We start from the raw sequence: 17,110 nt of genomic DNA on the forward strand, positions 1-17,110 counted from the left end.
CGATTACCACGCATCACGATTAGCGAATGGTGGTATGATGTAGTCATTCTAAGACGATTGTGGGGGCAATTCAGATGAGAACAGGAATCAAGTTAGGGATCATGGGGTTAACGCTGGTATCAGCCATGGCGGTAACGGCGATCGTGCCAGCACACGAACCAGTGGCGCAGGCTAAAATGGTCACGTTGCCGAAAGCGTACCGGCATGTTTGGCGGTATAGTTATAAACCGTTCCACCAGCGGATGGTGTTGAAAACCTACGCGCACTACGCCTACTTCACGGATGTACCAGGTTACGGCCACTACATCAAGTACCGCTACGTTCATAATAAGGGGCACAAGTACGGCACGATTTCAGTCAACGGTACCGCTGAATCGATTGGCCTGAATTTCAAAAACAGTCGCAATTTGTACGTGGGTTATGACATCTCAACTTTGCATTTCACACACCGGTAGACCAATTTAAAAGTGCCCGGCTTCAACTGACGGTTGAGGCTGGGCACTTTTATGTTGTAGAATAGGGGTAAGCGAAGATTAGTGTAGGGGGACAACCATGACTGAGCATAGTTATAATTATGGCAACCAATCGAATCAGTACCTCTCGGCAGCGGCCATGCTGGAGGAGACGATGGCCTACTATCAGATCACGCAACAGGATCTGGCCGAGCGCATCGGGGTGACGCAAAAGCACGTTTCAGAGGTGTTGAACCACAAAGCGTACCTGACCCCGCAGCTGGCGTTTCGCGTCGAACGGGTCACGGGGCTTTCTGCGCGGACGTTGTTGAATCTGGACTATCAGTACCGCCTGCAGTTGGCGGCCGAGTCGGTGAAGCGGGAAGTGCCGGGGGAAAATAACTTGTTTTTGCACCCGTATGAGTGGTCAACGTTTCAGGGATGAAGTGCGTGGCCATGGTGACTGGCTGAAAATGATGATTAATAATAGATGTAACGTTCGAGTGATGTGATTGGTACTCGAACGTTTTTATATTGAAAGCGCAACCACCGTTATGCATATTCATACGATAAATGAGTGATTTTTAATGATTAACTGCTAATTCTCATGACAATCGGCAATAATTTGAACAAATATGCACCACGTTTCAAAAAATTGTGCTCATTCAGCATTATTTTGACATGTAAAGCAATTTGGGTTAAAAGTCTCAAATTGGTATGCTATAATACGTGAACGAAGAAAACTTATCTTTCAATAAGCAAATTTTCTTCGCATTGTTTAACTTGAATCAACTCAATGATGTTAGGAGGTGAAATCAAACGAAAAAGGTCATTCAAATTAATCAACGAGTGTTCCTACTGATTGGACTGATGGTGGGGTTCTTTGTGTGGGGACTGATGGCAGTTAGTGCCTCGGCCGCAGCAACAACCCCTGACAATCTTGCGCCAGTAACGGCAACGAAGTCAACGCCGGCGGACACTCAAGTTTTAAGTACAACCTCGGAAAGTGTGGTTGACCAGCCAACCCCTGCATCACAGGAAACTGGCGATCAATCAGTACCGACGAGCGCGACCAAACCGGTTCAAACCGAAGCACCAGCACCAACAACGGCACAACCGTCAAATGCGCCGACCCCTGAACCGGAGCGCCAACCCACAGTAACACCCACATATAACCCGGGTAATGATGTAACTACTCAAGTCAAAGTGAGCCAACAACTCTACGATGGCTACGGTAACCCCATCGATGAGACGTACCAATCCGACATCTACGATCAGGAAAGTATCAAGGTGATGTCGCATTTTGAGGTTCCGGTCGACTTGGTGGATGACATTCAGGCTGGGGATTACTTTAAGGTGGCATTACCTGATAACCTGATCACCAGTGATACGACCGTCCATGATTTGATCCACGAAGACCAGGTGGTGGGAGCGTATCAGCTATCATCGGTAACGACCGAGAAAGCATTTCAAGTGACCTTCAACGACTTTCTTGCCCGAAATCGGCAAGTCAGTGCGCTAACAGGGGACATCGAAGTGCACGGCCTAGCGCAAATCGGTAATTTGGACGTGGCGACCAAAACCGGTGGCGTAACGGACATTCAAGTGAAGCCTCGGCCCAGTCGAGAGACGACCGCTAATCCATACGTTGCCACGAAAGAACTCATTTCCAAGCAGGGGTTCCAAGTGCCCGATTACGATGGCGGGCCAACGTGTGATGTGAACTGGATCCTCGACATCAACACCGATGCAATCGCGGAGGCGCTGGGTGAGGGGACCACGACGCACGCGATGACCAACACCATGATCTACGATAACCTGACGCTCGGCCAAACGGTGTCGACGCGTTCAACACCGCGGGTCATGGTGCCAATCTACTACCGGGACGCTGATGGGAAGGTGTTAAATACCTACGGCCCACGCCTCGAAGTTAGCATTGGCGACGAGGTGACAGTGGCTCAAGTGGCCGCAGCCAACCACATCGCCGAAGCGGACGTGACGTTCAGTCAGTTCGGTAGTTACATCAAGCAACACCTTGGGTCATATGGTTATTTCAAACATGCCAGTGATGGCAGTTTGTTTGACCAAGCCTACCAAGCAGGTCAAATCACCTTCGTCATGAACCTCGGCGACTTAGGGTCCCCAACAGCGACCGGCAACCAACTCCACTTGGCTACCACAGCTGAGGAAACGCCTGAAGCTCAGATTCAAACCGATTTTCCAACCGGTGCGGCGGATCTGCAACAAACGTTAGCTGGCTATCAGAACCTGTTAGCTGCAACGGCGGGCTCTGGCATCGCTGGCCTCCACGTGGAGTTCTTGATGCACGAGCTGGCCGACGTGGACCAACAGTTGTCGAACACGGCAATTTTGGTTCATGATGGTCAAAGCAGCCCATCTAAAAACTACAAGATCCTATATGACAGCACCAGCAGCCGCGTGGAACTCACGTTGGCTAAGGGCGTCATTCGGATCCAGAAGGCGGCTACGGCCGTTGATGACGCAGGCAATTATCCAGCATTAGCCGGGGTGGTATTTAACATTACCGATACCAACGACCACGTGGTGGCGCACCTCGTCACGGACGCCAACGGTATCGCCGAGACACCGGTACTACGAAGCGGGCACTACCTAGTTCAGGAAATGCAGTCGGTAGCTGGTTACGACCCAGTGATGCTGGCGGATGTCGCCGGCACGCTACTGGGTGACGGTCAGAGTTATTCAGTCACCATCGACCGTAAAGCCGATGATCACGGGATTCTCGTCAACGTCTTCAATAAAAAGACGCCCACCACGACGATTACCGTGACCAAGCAGTGGCAAAACGTCCCAGCTAACGTGCAGACGCCTGACGTTGCCGCAACACTGTATGCGGGCGGTGAGTCAACCAACCAGACGATCATGTTGACACCGCTCAACGGCTATACTGGCATCTTTACGAATTTAGCCGTCACGGATGCGACTGGCAATGCCATTATTTATTCGGTTCACGAAACCACGCCAGTCGAGGGTTACACCGCTGAAAATAACGGGGTAGCGCCAGTCGTCAACGGTCACGCACTGCTGATCAACGACTACAACGTGCCGGTTGAACCACCAGTGAAGCCAACGACTGAGATCACGGTCATTAAACAGTGGCACAACGTTCCCGCTGACGTACAAACGCCAAGCGTGACGGTGACCCTGTTAGCGAACCAGATGGCAACGAAGCAGTTAACGCTGACTAAGGACCAACGTACGTGGGTCAATTTACGGATTTGGCGGTGACGACGGCTGACGATGAGCTAATCGTCTACACGGTCCAAGAAGCCCATGTTGATGGCTACACCGCTGAAAATGGCGGCTTCGCGCAGGTCGTTAACGGTCAGGCCACCATCGTGAACGATTACAACGTTCCCGAGGAACCTAAAGAACCGAAAACGCCAAACGAGCCTAAGGATCCCAAGACGCCCAACGAACCAAAGGAACCAAAAACCCCGAAGACGCCAAACGTGCCGGAGGAGCCCAACGTTCCCGAAGAACCAAAGACGCCAATCGTGCCTGACACGCCGGTGACGCCGGAAACCCCAACGACACCGGAGACGCCAGTCACACCAAACGTTCCCGAGACGCCAACCACGCCGGAGGAACCAAGAACGCCCAACGTTCCAGAAACACCAGTGACACCAGAAACACCAGTCACACCCACCGAACCAGAAACACCACACACGCCTGACGTGCCATCACCATCAACGGTGCCCGAATCACCACTCACCACAACCAGTGAGCGTGAATGGTTCCCGGTATCAGCGACTAGTGGGGCCAAGCGAACGGTGCAACCCGCAACGGCAACTGAGCCAGTAACTCAGTCAACGCCAACGCAGGCAGCCCCAGCACAATCTGCGGCAACCTTACCACAGGCGAGCGACAGCCAATCAGTTGTAGCGCTATTAGGCGGCCTATTACTGATGCTGGTCAGCTTAGCGGGCGCAGCGTGGTTGCGTCGGTCAACGTTATAGACGCACACAAAAAATCGCATGGCAGCCAAGTGGCAGTCACGCGGTTTTTGGTAGTTGAGAATCAAGTATTTTTAAGCTAAATCCAGTCCAAACTAAGCTTCGGCCAACGCCTTAGCCGTCCGCACCATGTTACAAACAAACCCGTACTCGTTATCAAACCAAGTGGCGGTCTTCACCACTTGGAAGTCGCCGTTGGTGGTGACTTCCGTCAAGGTTGGATCAAAGACGCCCCCGTGCGTGTCGCCGATGATGTCGGAGGACACGATGCTGTCTTCGTTCCAGCCAAACGATGGCGTGTTGGCGTGCCCGCGGATGGCGGCGTTGACTTGGTCAGCGGTGACGCCCTTGGTGCCCAATACGGAAACCAGTTCGCACACCGAACCGTCGATGACCGCTACCCGTTGCGCGTGGCCTTGTAAGTGCCCGTCCAGTTCGGGAATCACTAAGCCAATCGCCTTGGCTGCCCCGGTGGAATGGGGAATCGTGTTCGCTGAAGCGGTCCGGTTAGGGCGGAGCTTGCTGCCCTTAGGCCCATCTAGGATCATCTGGGAGCTGGTGAAGGCGTGGATCACCGTCATGGTACCGACTTCCAAGCCGAACTCCTGATTCAACGCGGCGGCCATTGGGGCTAACGCGTTGGTGGTGCAGGATCCTGCCGAGATGATTTGGTCGTCTGCCGTGATCGTGTCGTGGTTCACGTTGTAGACGATGGTCTTCATCGGGCCAGCGGGAGCGGAGATCAGCACCTTCTTGGCACCGGCGTCCAAGTGGGCCTGTGATTTATCCGCCGAGGTGTAGAACCCGGTACATTCCAGCACGATTTCCACGCCGTTAGTGCCGACCCACGGGATATCGCGGGCGTCACGTTCGGCGTAGACCCGGTACGCGGTGCCGTCGATCACCAGCGAGTCCTCAGTCGCCGAAACGGCGTAGGGGACGGTGCCGTGGGTCGTATCGTATTTGAACAAATACGCCAACATGGATGGCGTTGTTAGGTCGTTGATGGCTACCACTTCGATTTCCGGATCGTTGAGTTCTAGAATCCGGCGCAACACTAGGCGGCCGATGCGACCAAAACCGTTGATACCAACTTTTACCATTTTGATTTCCTCCTCCAAGTCAAAACCAAAGGGACATCAATCAATCCCCATTATACGGGCTGGCGCGGCGGTGACAATCAAGGCGACTTGGTTTGACGGGAGTTGGGAAAATACCGTGCAACTGTTCGAAAATGGGGCAGTTTTGGAGTTTGATTTGATAGTCAAAATGCGCGATTGTTATTGCGAAAAATCGAACTGGGCGTAAAATTAATGGTAGACACCACCGAAACACTCTAATTGACAGCGACCCAAAACCTGATAAACTAAACGTAGAAACTACAATTGTAAACGGAGGCCACATCGTGAGCGAAACGATTACTAAAAACATCCCCGAGATCACCCCAGCTGAGTGGGAATTAATGCGCATCGTCTGGACGAAGGGCGCCATCGTCAGCCGCGACCTGATCGACATGCTGCAGGCGAAACGCGACTGGTCCGATTCCACGGTCAAGACGCTATTACGCCGGCTGGTCAACAAGGGCCTACTCACCACCGAAAAAGAAGATCGGCGCTTCATCTACCGCGCCACCATCAGCGAAATCGACGCCATGGACGACAGCTCACAGCAACTGTTCGATCACCTGTGTGCCATGAAGAAGGGCCAGACGCTGTTGCACTTGGTGGATCACACCACGCTGACCCAAAGTGATATTGCGGCGTTGCAGGACCTGTTGGCGAAAAAGGCCGCCAGTGCGCCGGAGAGCGTTGAGTGTGACTGCTTGCCGAAGGGTTTTGGTGATGGGTGCGAGTGTTAAGCGATTATCAATAGAAGTGAAAAGGTCAACCACCCCCCGACTAAAGTCAGGGGCTTGTGAGCCAAAACCACTTTGACGGTTGTTACTTTGGTTTCGAACCACAATTTGCGTAGATACGGATAACGCGCTTAGTTACCCATCGGTTACTAAGTGGAGGTCATCTAATTACCAACGCCGTTTAGGTTCCCAGGTTGCCATAGGAACCGCCTTGACTCAGGCTAATTTGAGCTTCTTGAGTCCTTTATCCAGGATATTTTGCGCAGCGTTCCAATCACGAATATGATTTGTTTGGCAACTAGGGCATTGCCATTTCCGTTGATCTAGGGTCAACTTCTTAGTACTTTCAGTACCCATTACAAACGCACATTTAGAACAAGTCTGCGTTGTATTGCGTGGATCAACGGTCACAAAAGTCGTGCCATATAAATCTGCTTTATAAGTCAGCATCCCTAAAAAGGTTCGCCAGCCAACATCACTGATACTCATCGCTAAAGCGTGGTTCTTCAACAAGTTCTTACTCCGCAACTCTTCGGCCACCACTAGATCGTGACTTTTGATCAGTGTAGTGGAGAGTTGATGAAGAAAGTGCTGTCGTTGTGTCCGTACTTTATCATGCAACTGGGCAACTAAGCGCCGTTGTTTTTGATAGTTTTGACTGTTCTTCAATGAGCGATGTTCGCGTTTAGCCCGACGTGCTCGCCGGGAGAGGGTACGTTGTTCCTTGGCTAACCGTTTTTTACTGTTTCGATAGTGCCGTGGATTAGCGACCGTCTTCCCGTTACTATCGGTTAAGAAGTTTTTGAGATTCAAATCAATTCCTACTGACCCTGATTGCGATTCCTGATAGGTCACGAATGGCCAGTCAGAAGCTAACTGCATCGCTAAATAGAATCGGTCAGAAGCATCTTTCATAATTGTGACCGTACCGATTCGAGTGTCTAATAAGCGCTTCAAAAGGCGCTTGTGAGAACCACGAATCCGCAGTTTACCCAGTTTGGGAACGATTAGCTGGTTAGTATTGTTAAAACGAACGGTCCCATTAGTCAACCTGGCTACTGTTTGACCAGGATACTGACAGTTCGTTTGATATTGCCAAACCGCGCTCTTGCGATGAAACTTCGGTATACCGGTATGATGGACCTTCAAAAACTGCTGCCAAGCTTTTTGATAGTTCTTAATGGCATTGGCTTTGGCTAAACTATCGATCCGCGAATCCGCTAAAAAGCCGAAATGATTCGTAAGTTCACGAGCATTACGCCGTTTTTCAAGTTGCGCCAACCGCGTTTGAACGGTATCAATGGGCAAATTAACGCGCTTTAGTTGATGAATTTCTTGGTTGATTCCCACCATTTGATTGTAAATGAACCGACTAGCGTCTGAGTTAACTTTGATGATTTGTTTTTGTTCATCACTGGGATAGATGCGCACTTTTAAGCCGTAATGATACGCCAATTTACTCATTGATTTCATGTTTTTTCACCCCCCCAATCTGGTATAAATTGAGTATATCAAGAATTAGCAATAAATAATATTCTTTATTACTTTTAAGATATAATTTATTTTCAGGGTGAATGAAATGCGAAACTACTCATTATTTGAACTTTTTCAACCAATTGATTCAATTAATAATATTGATAATAATGACATGATTTTTTATTTTTTGTTTCAAAAAAGCCGCGACGCTTTCAGCGACGCGGCGGCCTATCCATCCCCTGACTAAAGTCACGGGATTTCCGGCATAAATTTATTAAAAATCCGAAAAATGACATGGCACCTATTGTACAATAGGTTCTATATCATTTTTCGGATTTTTGATTTTAGCCCATTTTAAATGTCATTGTTCACCAACAAAAATGATCTAACACCGCCAACCCCAACCAACTAATCGCACCGTCACGATTTCCTAATTTGGTCGAATAAACGTCACAAAAAGACCATTTCCTGTTCGCTTGAACCGCGCAGACTGCCATGACACACTAGAGCCATCAAAAGCAGGAAGTGATGAGTGTGACGGAGATACGGCAACTGGTGAATTGGTTTCGGGTCCACAATGAGGCACAAGTGCGACGGGATGAGGCAACGGAAAAGTTAACGCTGGAGCAGGTGATGGCGTTACTGTACTACGTGCAAGGGATGCATTTGGCAGTGTTTGATACCGTGGCGTTTGCGGATGACATTTTGGCTTGTGAACGGGGCGTTGCGATTCAAACCGTGGCGACGCAGTTTTACGGCGCGGCGGGGTTGATCGATGACCTGGATGAAGCCGTTATCGCCGACCATGACGCAATCGAAGCTGACCCGCAACTGGCCGCTATCGTACACACGGTTCAGGCGTTTGCGGATGGCCGGTCGATTATTCGACTGATTACGCGGATGAGTACCGAACGGCCTTGGATGGAGACGCCGCAGAATCAGGTAATCTTGCCGGGGTTGATGGCGGATTATTTTCGGAAGTTGATGCAGGTGATTGAGTAGGTGCTAGTTAAGATGGTCATCAAAAAAGGGATGCTTGAGCGGTTTGCTCGAGGATCCCTTTGTCATTAAAGATGACTGATTGATAAAAATAAAAAGAATGTCCGAGCCAACCCGCCCAAACATTCAACCAATTGCTAATTTACTGCTCCCGCGCCTTCCGCGACAACGCCAGAATCGTCGCGTTCACCTCGCGTTTCCGCCGATTATACTCACTGACCATCCGTTCGCGGGGTACGCCCTCAACCAGGAGGTCCTGCAAGATCTGACTACCAGCGTCTAACACATCATCGTCACGTACAAATTCATAAAAGATCCCGTTCGTGAGCAACTTCGGCTCGACGCGAACCCCCGCGCCAACGTGGAAGTGTTCCGGAACGGCCAACGTTACTGCATCGCCCTGCTGCTTGGTGGTGATTGCCATGACTGCTGCCTCCTAGTTTTTCTCAAATGTCACCACTATTATAGCGGGTTAGACCCGGGATAGCGATTAATTTGATTGAAAAATTCAACTAAAGTAGTAATTAGCTACATAACGAGGTATTTGGCTGAATTTGTCAAAATACGGGGCAGTTTTAGTAACGGTAATAGTAGTGTGGCGTGCCCGCAATTTTAATTGTGTGGTGGTTATACCACTTCACCTTAACGTGACCGGAAGACATCCCGTTCGACTTTAAATCAGTGATGTAATAAGTGTGGTGGCCTAAGTAGCGATAGTGGCCTTTATTGATTACAGGTAGGGCGTTATCTAACGTCGTGCGTCCGTGGTAAGTTTCGACCTCATAACCAAAGATTTGACTTTTTCCAATATGAACCGATAACTTAACGGTATTCGGACTCCGCCTAAACGACTTCGTTTTCCACTTTCCCTGCAAAACCTTGGGTGTCCCACTATGCCAAGTCGCAGCGTGGCCAACAGTGGGTGCCATCATACCAGCGCCCAATAGTGCCGTGATCATCAACCCGAATCTAACTGTTTTCATCATCAAAAATCTCCCCAATAATCAGCATTTAACAAGTTAAGCATACCGCATTCTCGACCCTCCGATGATATTTTTTGTCAGGGTTGTGGTATCATCAAACTAAATCAATGCAACCGATTCCATTCACGAGGTGATCAACAATGTACATTGGTATCGACTTAGGCGGCACCAACATTAAACTGGGCTTGTTGGCGGATGATTTGAGCGTCATCGACCGCTTGAAAGTGCCAACTGAATCCGAAACGAACAGTGACACGGTGATGGCCAACTTGAGCTATGGCATCCAGCAACTGTTCATCACAAACCACATCAGCGCCAACGACGTCCAAACCATCGGTATCGGCGTCCCGGGCCAGATGGATATCCAAAAGGGCCTGTCCATCTTCTCGCCCAACTTCAGCAACTGGGCCAACGTGCCAGTCGCCCAACTGATCTCTGATGAGTTCCAAACCCAAACCGTCATCGACAACGACGTGCGCGTCAACCTCTACGGCGAGTGGCAGTTCGGCGCCGGCCGCCGCAAGCAAGACGTCTTGATGGTCACCCTAGGCACCGGCTTCGGCGCAGCAGTTATCGCCGGGGGCAAAATGCAGTACGGGCGCTCTGACAGCGCCGGTGAAATGGGCCACATGAGCATGCACCACCACGGTCGCCCGTGCGCCTGTGGCAACAAGGGCTGCCTCGGCCGCTACGTGTCGGCAAGGGGCATGCTGTGGACGGTCAGAGACCACTTGGAAGCCGGCGAGACCACCATCATGACTGATTGGGTCAATGGTGACGTCAGCCAACTCACCGCCCACATGATCTCAAAAGCCTATGATGAAGGCGACCCACTGGCCAAACAAGTCATGCAAGAAACCGGCGAAGAGTTCGGCTACGGTCTCGCCAACGCCATCAACCTGTATAACCCAGAACGGATCATCGTTGGCGGCGGTGTTGCCCAAGCAGGGGAGCGGTTAATGGCCCCCGCCAGAGAAATCGTCGCCACCCACGCACTGAAGACGGCGCGAGAAGCTTGCGATATCGTGATGGCTGATTTGGGGCCCTGGGCTGGGATGATTGGGGCTGGGGTGTATGCGAAGTTAAAACATGAGGAAAAGTAAACTTAATGTAATAAGGTCTGCAGTCAATACGTCTTAGAGACGAGTTGGCTGCAGACCTTTTATATCTTGAATGAGTTGTGATTGATCGACGCAAATTTACTTACGCCAAGTTATCCAGTAGTGCTTTGACCATTGATTATTGGTTTTAATGTAATGACGGTTGACCCACTTGAAATAGCGAACCTCGGTGGACTTGCTATAAATCGGTTCGTACCCACTTACCTTGTAATAGTGATTGCCCAGATATCGGTACTTAGTCCGGTTCAAGAAGCCAGGATCATTAGAGTAGACCCGAGAATAATTGGCACCGTTAACAATTTTTGAATGGAAAATTTTATCATGTGGTGCTCGCCATGTTCCGCGTAACGCTTTAGGCATTCCTCGGTGCCACGTACTAGCATGAGCTGGAGTACTTAAGCTAGCAGTTCCAGCGAGTAACGCAATTCCAAGTGACAGTGTTGTAGTAATCAGTTTATTAGACATCCTTCACATCCCCTTGAGCCGAGTATACAAAATTGAGAAGATAACCGAAAGTGCTAAATCACAGACACGTGTCCCAAACAACATGATAAATTCACAACTATCAGGACGTAATCCCGGAAAGTAGTGGAGTAAGATGTAATAGTGCTCATTGCGTCATTAAATGGCTCATTAATACTCGGTAAGCATGAGATTAAAAAACTACCCACATTCGTTAAAGCGGTTTGAACCAAAAACTTATCAATAGACCAATCGTCAGCTACCTTAAGTAATCAATCGGCCCAACAATTACCAGTAGCCATACTAACTATGAATACGCGAGAAACATTACGACAACTATTGTCGCAAAGATTTTACATAGCGCAATAGCAACACCTAAACTAACCGTCCGAAACAGCGTAACTCAATCAACAACGTAAACTACCAAAACTCACTAACCTAAAACTTCCTCAAAACATTAGATACACAACCTTCAGACTACCTCAATTATAAAGAATTAATTAAGTTTCTTCCTATTAAATAAACTACATATCCGACCACATACTTCCGTCACCATCACACCCCATTGACGTTCCAATTCTCGAAAAGATTGCCTCGCAGACTTGACGACAACCCAATTAAATGGAAAGATAAGTGGTGAAATTATTATATTTTGTAAAGGAGGCTGGTGCTTCGAGTTGAGAAGTGCCGGTTTAGGGAAGTGAGCAGTATGAGTGATCAAAACAAAGATGTAAACACGCATCAACATCATCATAAGCACCATCATCGCCACCGCAGACTCAAGCGGTTCCGCAATGTTATTATCGGTATCTTAGTTATCCTAGCTGTAGGGGCTGCAGGATACTCAGCATACGCTTGGCACAAACTGTCAGAAACCTCTAAGGTCATCTACAAGAGCGCCGGCGCACCCAAGCTGCGGAAGGCTAGCACCGTGATCGATAAAACCAAACCGGTGTCGATTTTGCTGTTGGGGACTGATACGGGGTCGTTGGGTCGGAGTTACAAAGGCCGGACTGATACGATCATCGTGATGACAATTAACCCTAAGACGAAAAAACGGTGATGATGAGTCTTCCACGTGATATGGAAGTGAACTTACCAGATTACCCTAACTATTCACCAGCAAAGATTAATGCGGCTTATGTGTATGGCGGGACTAAAGAGACTATTAGTACAGTTCAAAAGTACTTGAATGTACCTGTCGACTACTACTTCATGATTAACATGGGCGGCCTAAAGAAGGCCATCAATAAAGTTGGTGGTGTAGATGTTACTTCGCCGTTAACTTTTACCTATAATGGGTCGAGCTTTAAAAAAGGTAAAACAACTCATATGAATGGTAATACTGCATTAAACTTTGCGCGGATGCGGCATGAAGATCCACAAGGAGATTATGGTCGTCAAACCAGACAAAGACTTGTAATTTCAGCATTGATGAAGAAGTCGATTTCGTACAAGACTGTCTTGAATAGTGATTTCTTAATGGCAATCTCTGACGAAATGCAAACTGATTTAACTCGGTCACAAATGATTAAATTAGCGATGAGTTATCGAGATGCTGGTAAAAATGTTAAATCGGATCACGTTCAAGGTTCAGGACAGATGATTGGCGGTCAGTCATTTGAAGTGGTTTCTGCAACTGAACGAATTCGAGCATCGAACGAACTAAGAGCAAATTTAGACTTAAAACAAGTTAACTATTAACTGGATGAAATGCTGATATCTTGCAGTAATGCAAGTGTCAGTATTTTTTTATGTAAAAAAAACAAAAAAATAGAGACTGATATCGACGGCGTGGGGTAGTTCTGAATGATATAATTAGAGTAAAATATCTGTTATGTTATCCAGCTGAACGTTAAAAAATATCACAAACGCATGTATCATTTTGGTTAAAATTTTAAGATTACCTTGCGTTTTTGTTAAATCTGATAAATAATGGCTAATGATATTGTCATAATTTAAAACCAATGTTCGGAGGATCAACATGGATAGCACCCTGGATTTACGCCAAATGTTTGGCATTTTACGCAAACATATCTGGTTCATTATTATTAGCACAATCGGTTTTGCAATTATCGCTTTTGGTATCTCAGAGTTTGCAATGACCCCGAAGTACACAGCAACGACACAAATTTTGGTTAATCAAAAAAGAGTGCTGATAACGGACTCGCTTATCAAAATCAGCAAGCTGATGTTCAGATGATTAGTACATACAAAGATATTATTACTAATCAAGTTATTTTGAAGCAAGTGCAACACAATTTAGCTAATCCTGAAAAAGTAGTGCGAAAAGCGACAAAGGCGGTCTATAAGACTAACCCGTATACCGGTAAGAAACGGTTAGTACAGGCTGCTAAACCTGCAGTGATTAAGACTACCGGAAAAGCTTATGATATTTCTGTAGAAGATTTGCAAAGTTCGATTTCAGTTTCAAATCAACAAAATTCGCAAGTGTTTGCGTTAGCAGTTAAAAGTGGAAGCCCTGAAGAGGCGGCAGCAATTGCAAATCAAGTCGCCAATGTATTTAAGACAAAAATCAAGACAATGATGAGCGTAAATAACGTTACCATTGTGTCTAAGGCTGTTCCAGTGGATCAAAAAACGTCGCCTAAGACTAAATTGATTGCGTTGATTGGTTTAGTAATCGGTGCGTTGATTGGTATGGGCTATGCGTTTATTAAAGAGTTGACTGACACAACAGTTAAAGATGATGAATTTTTGACCACATTAGGTTTAACAAACTTAGGTCATATTGCAACAATCAAGATGCGTAGTACAAAATTAGCAGTTAAACCAAGTTCAAAGCAATCTTCAAATAGAAATAAACGAGTTCGGGTATAGGGAGGAACATCATGGCGTTATTTCGTAAAAAGAAAAAGCTATCAACTGATACAATTGATAACGGGGTGAAACTGATCACCGCAGTTGAGCCTAAAAACGTGGTGGCTGAACAATTTCGGACAGTCCGGACTAATATTGATTTTTCATCTATTGATAAAACTTTGAAGACAATACTTTTTACGTCTTCAGATGTTAGTGAAGGTAAATCTACAGTTTCTGCCAATACAGCGGTCACTTGGGCACAACAAGGTAAAAAAGTATTATTTGTGGATGCTGATATGCGACGTCCAACGTTACACACAACTTTTGGTGTTACGAATACTCAAGGTCTATCAACGATTCTTGCAAATAATGAAGATTATCATGGAATTGCTGTTGATAGCGTTGTTGACAATTTAACAGTAATTACAAGTGGACCGGTACCGCCTAATCCAGCAGAATTATTAAATTCAAATCGAATGAAGAATTTTCTGCAAACTGTTCAAAATGAGTATGATATGGTGATTCTTGACGTACCTCCTTTGCTATCAGTTACAGATACGCAGATTCTATCAGCTGGAGTTGATGGTGTGGTCTTAGTAGTTAGGCAGGGGGTTGCACAACGTACCTCAGTTCAACGTGCAGTAGAATTGCTTGAAATGGTTCATGCTAACTTATTAGGCTATGTATTGAATGATGTAGCACCTAAAAACGGTTATGGGTACGGTTATGGATATGGCTACGAAAAGTAATCTGAAAGGATGATTTCATGATTGATTTACACTGTCACTTGTTACCAGGTGTGGATGACGGATCCAAAAGCCTTGATATTTCACTGAGATTAGCGCAAGAAGCTGTCGAAAACGGGATAACGCATGCATTGCTAACACCACATCATATGAATGGCGTGTTTATGAATCATCGCTCAGAGGTCATAGAACAAACAGCACATTTTCAAAAAGAATTACAAGACCATGGTATAAGTTTAACTGTTTTCCCTGGTCAGGAAGTAAGGATTAATGGTGATTTACTTACAGCGTTAGATGAGAATGATATCTTGTTTGCTGACGAATCAGGCCAATATCTAATGCTAGAATTTCCAGACGATGACGTTCCGGCATATACATCAGATATGGTTTATCAGTTACAACAGAGAGGTATCGTACCAGTTATTGTACATCCAGAGCGAAATACTAAGATTATGAAACATCCAAGTCTACTGTTTGAGTTACTCGAAAAGGGATGTTTATCTCAAATTACCGCAAGTAGTTACGTTGGGACCTTTGGCAAAAAAGTTGAGGCGTTTAGTGAACAGCTAATTGCAGCAGGCCAAGGTTACTTATTTGCGTCGGATGCACATGATTTACCTGGCAGAAAATATGAGATGCGAGAGGCTTTTGGTAAGTTGCAGATGAAGTTTGGCAGCGAATTAGCAAACGAGTTTGAAGAGAATGCGAAGGCGATTATTAATGGGGACGCCGTGTCACCGCATCGAATTGAACCTGTGAAGAGTAATAAGAAAAAGCGGTTCGGGTTGTTTTAAATGATATTAGGGAAGAAGTATAGGGAGGAACCGCAAGTGGAAGTCACAAATAATCATGCCGAAGAACAAGTAATTGAAACGTATCGTGAAGAAATCAAAGGTAGAGTGCACTCGGGTTACTTACCGTTTAAGGCGATGTTTGATTTTTGCTTTGCATTAATTCTATTTGTCGTTACTTTACCATTAGTCGTAGTGGCAATTATTGCTGTTAAACTTGAATCTAAAGGCCCTGCATTTTATCACCAAGTTAGAGTCGGATTGATGGGCAAGCATATTAAGGTAACCAAGCTACGTTCCATGTACATAGATGCTGAAAAACATGGTGCAAAGTGCTGATAAGGATGATCCAAGGGTAACCCGAGTAGGTCATTTTTTGCGTAAAACAAGAATTGACGAGTTGCCTCAATTGTTGAGTGTTTTGAGAGGTGAAATGAGTTTAATAGGGCCTCGTCCAGAACGTCCAGAGTTTACTGAAGAATTCTCTCATGAATATCCGGGGTTTGAGCAACGATTACGAATTAAGCCAGGCCTAAGCGGATACGCTCAAGTTCATGGCGGTTATGATATTGATCCCGGTCAGAAGGCAAAATTAGATTGTTATTATATTGATCATTTCGGTTTGAAAATGGACGCACACGTTTTTTTTTGAAACAATTAAAACTGTTATTACAGGTGAAGGAGCTCGTTAATTTTGGATAAAATAAAGAACAGCAAAATTCTGATTACAGGTGGCGCTGGTTTTATTGGGTCTAATTTGACGGATGCATTGATTGAAGATAACGAGATTGTGGTAGTTGATGACCTCTCGATGGGCAATGTCGAGAACTTACCACAATCGACTCATCTTCATTTTTTTGAACATTCGATTACTGATAAAAAATTTATGAATCAGTTATTGTTAGACTGGCAATTTGACTATATATTCTTGTTGGCTGCAGTGGCAAGCGTTGCAGATACAATTGAACGTCCATTGGAAACACACGAAATTAACCAGAATGCCAATATTGATATTCTTGAAACAATTAGAGTTAAAGAGCTTAAAGTAAAAAAAATTCTATTTGCTTCTTCTGCCGCAGTTTATGGAAATAATCCCGAGCTACCTAAGAGAGAAAACTCACCCATTGATCCACTTTCGCCGTACGCAATAGATAAGTTTGCTACGGAACGATTTGTGATTGATTATGGGATTTTATATAAGATTCCAACAGTGTGCACTAGGTTTTTTAACGTGTATGGACCTAAGCAAAATCCTAAATCACCGTATTCAGGAGTATTATCTTTGATTAGTGAAGCAACCAAAAACGGTGAACTTTTTTCTGTTTTTGGGGATGGTAAACAAATCAGAGATTTTGTATACGTTGAAGATGTAATACAGGCATTACAAATTTTAATAATAAATGATAG

At 46.3% G+C, this 17,110-nt stretch carries 17 protein-coding genes and 2 pseudogenes; 14 read left to right on the top strand and 5 right to left on the bottom strand.

The genetic code is table 11. From position 1 onward, the window contains the following. Positions 1 to 74 precede the first annotated feature (74 nt). The 4 genes from JCM2765_RS08320 (at position 75) to JCM2765_RS18130 (ending at position 4,450) form a co-directional block, all read left to right on the top strand. A complete protein-coding gene (locus JCM2765_RS08320) occupies positions 75 to 455 on the top strand; it encodes a hypothetical protein (protein WP_054735972.1) in 381 nt (126 codons plus the stop codon). A gap of 97 nt (positions 456 to 552) precedes the next feature. Beyond that, complete coding sequence (locus JCM2765_RS08325; protein ID WP_054735973.1) at positions 553 to 897, top strand: HigA family addiction module antitoxin; 345 nt, start codon at positions 553 to 555, stop codon at positions 895 to 897. Between the two features lie 452 nt (positions 898 to 1,349). After that, the gene (locus tag JCM2765_RS08330) at positions 1,350 to 3,719 is read left to right on the top strand and encodes a Cna B-type domain-containing protein (protein ID WP_156301735.1); all 2,370 of its coding nucleotides are present in this window, start codon (positions 1,350 to 1,352) and stop codon (positions 3,717 to 3,719) included. After that, positions 3,692 to 4,450 (top strand): hypothetical protein, encoded by a 759-nt coding sequence (locus tag JCM2765_RS18130; RefSeq protein WP_054735976.1) that lies wholly within the window; start codon positions 3,692 to 3,694, stop codon positions 4,448 to 4,450. The genes JCM2765_RS08330 and JCM2765_RS18130 overlap by 28 nt, the downstream gene beginning before the upstream one ends. 92 nt (positions 4,451 to 4,542) lie before the next feature. Here the strand turns inward: JCM2765_RS18130 and gap are convergent, their stop codons facing one another. Then, positions 4,543 to 5,550: a type I glyceraldehyde-3-phosphate dehydrogenase gene (gap, locus tag JCM2765_RS08340; protein WP_054735978.1), complete on the bottom strand. Its 1,008-nt coding sequence runs from the start codon at positions 5,548 to 5,550 to the stop codon at positions 4,543 to 4,545. A 302-nt stretch (positions 5,551 to 5,852) separates the two neighbouring features. Here gap and JCM2765_RS08345 point away from each other — a divergent pair, with 302 nt between their 5' ends. After that, positions 5,853 to 6,305, top strand: coding sequence for a CopY/TcrY family copper transport repressor (locus tag JCM2765_RS08345; RefSeq protein WP_263849387.1), 453 nt, complete (start codon positions 5,853 to 5,855; stop codon positions 6,303 to 6,305). Positions 6,306 to 6,518: 213 nt separating this feature from the next. Here JCM2765_RS08345 and JCM2765_RS08350 read toward each other — a convergent pair whose 3' ends face one another. Continuing rightward, a complete protein-coding gene (locus tag JCM2765_RS08350) occupies positions 6,519 to 7,775 on the bottom strand; it encodes an RNA-guided endonuclease InsQ/TnpB family protein (protein ID WP_054735980.1) in 1,257 nt (418 codons plus the stop codon). A gap of 537 nt (positions 7,776 to 8,312) precedes the next feature. Here JCM2765_RS08350 and JCM2765_RS08355 point away from each other — a divergent pair. Then, complete coding sequence (locus JCM2765_RS08355; RefSeq protein ID WP_054735981.1) at positions 8,313 to 8,780, top strand: Panacea domain-containing protein; 468 nt, start codon at positions 8,313 to 8,315, stop codon at positions 8,778 to 8,780. A 139-nt stretch (positions 8,781 to 8,919) separates the two neighbouring features. Here JCM2765_RS08355 and JCM2765_RS08360 read toward each other — a convergent pair whose 3' ends face one another. Both JCM2765_RS08360 and JCM2765_RS08365 read right to left on the bottom strand, forming a co-directional pair. Continuing rightward, the gene (locus JCM2765_RS08360; RefSeq protein ID WP_054735984.1) at positions 8,920 to 9,201 is read right to left on the bottom strand and encodes a hypothetical protein; all 282 of its coding nucleotides are present in this window, start codon (positions 9,199 to 9,201) and stop codon (positions 8,920 to 8,922) included. A 151-nt stretch (positions 9,202 to 9,352) separates the two neighbouring features. After that, positions 9,353 to 9,763, bottom strand: a complete 411-nt coding sequence (locus tag JCM2765_RS08365; RefSeq protein ID WP_054735986.1) for a hypothetical protein — start codon at positions 9,761 to 9,763, stop codon at positions 9,353 to 9,355. Positions 9,764 to 9,900: 137 nt separating this feature from the next. Between JCM2765_RS08365 and JCM2765_RS08370 the strand changes: the two genes are divergently transcribed. After that, entirely contained in the window at positions 9,901 to 10,863 is a 963-nt protein-coding gene (locus JCM2765_RS08370) for an ROK family protein (RefSeq protein ID WP_054735987.1), read from the top strand. Positions 10,864 to 10,959: 96 nt separating this feature from the next. Here JCM2765_RS08370 and JCM2765_RS08375 read toward each other — a convergent pair whose 3' ends face one another. Further along, positions 10,960 to 11,346 (bottom strand): hypothetical protein, encoded by a 387-nt coding sequence (locus JCM2765_RS08375; RefSeq protein ID WP_054735989.1) that lies wholly within the window; start codon positions 11,344 to 11,346, stop codon positions 10,960 to 10,962. A gap of 706 nt (positions 11,347 to 12,052) precedes the next feature. Here JCM2765_RS08375 and JCM2765_RS08380 point away from each other — a divergent pair. From JCM2765_RS08380 to JCM2765_RS08405, 7 genes and pseudogenes are all read left to right on the top strand, one after another. Further along, positions 12,053 to 13,047, top strand: a pseudogene (locus JCM2765_RS08380) (LCP family protein). Positions 13,048 to 13,327: 280 nt separating this feature from the next. Next, positions 13,328 to 13,546, top strand: coding sequence for a Wzz/FepE/Etk N-terminal domain-containing protein (locus tag JCM2765_RS18135; protein WP_225352038.1), 219 nt, complete (start codon positions 13,328 to 13,330; stop codon positions 13,544 to 13,546). Further along, entirely contained in the window at positions 13,543 to 14,184 is a 642-nt protein-coding gene (locus JCM2765_RS08385; RefSeq protein WP_225352039.1) for a YveK family protein, read from the top strand. Before JCM2765_RS18135 ends, JCM2765_RS08385 begins: the two co-directional genes overlap by 4 nt. An 11-nt stretch (positions 14,185 to 14,195) precedes the next feature. Then, positions 14,196 to 14,915 (top strand): CpsD/CapB family tyrosine-protein kinase, encoded by a 720-nt coding sequence (locus tag JCM2765_RS08390; RefSeq protein ID WP_054735992.1) that lies wholly within the window; start codon positions 14,196 to 14,198, stop codon positions 14,913 to 14,915. 17 nt (positions 14,916 to 14,932) lie between these two features. Next, positions 14,933 to 15,706 carry a tyrosine-protein phosphatase gene (locus JCM2765_RS08395; protein WP_054735993.1) on the top strand — a complete coding sequence of 258 codons (774 nt, stop codon included), beginning with the start codon at positions 14,933 to 14,935 and terminating at the stop codon, positions 15,704 to 15,706. After that, a pseudogene (locus JCM2765_RS19275) lies at positions 15,707 to 16,395 on the top strand (sugar transferase). A 2-nt stretch (positions 16,396 to 16,397) separates the two neighbouring features. After that, positions 16,398 to 17,110, top strand: a 713-nt coding sequence (locus JCM2765_RS08405) for an NAD-dependent epimerase/dehydratase family protein (RefSeq protein WP_054735995.1), incomplete at its 3' end; no start/stop codon positions are given.

The organism is Secundilactobacillus similis DSM 23365 = JCM 2765, from assembly GCF_001311075.1.
Lineage (GTDB): Bacteria > Bacillota > Bacilli > Lactobacillales > Lactobacillaceae > Secundilactobacillus > Secundilactobacillus similis.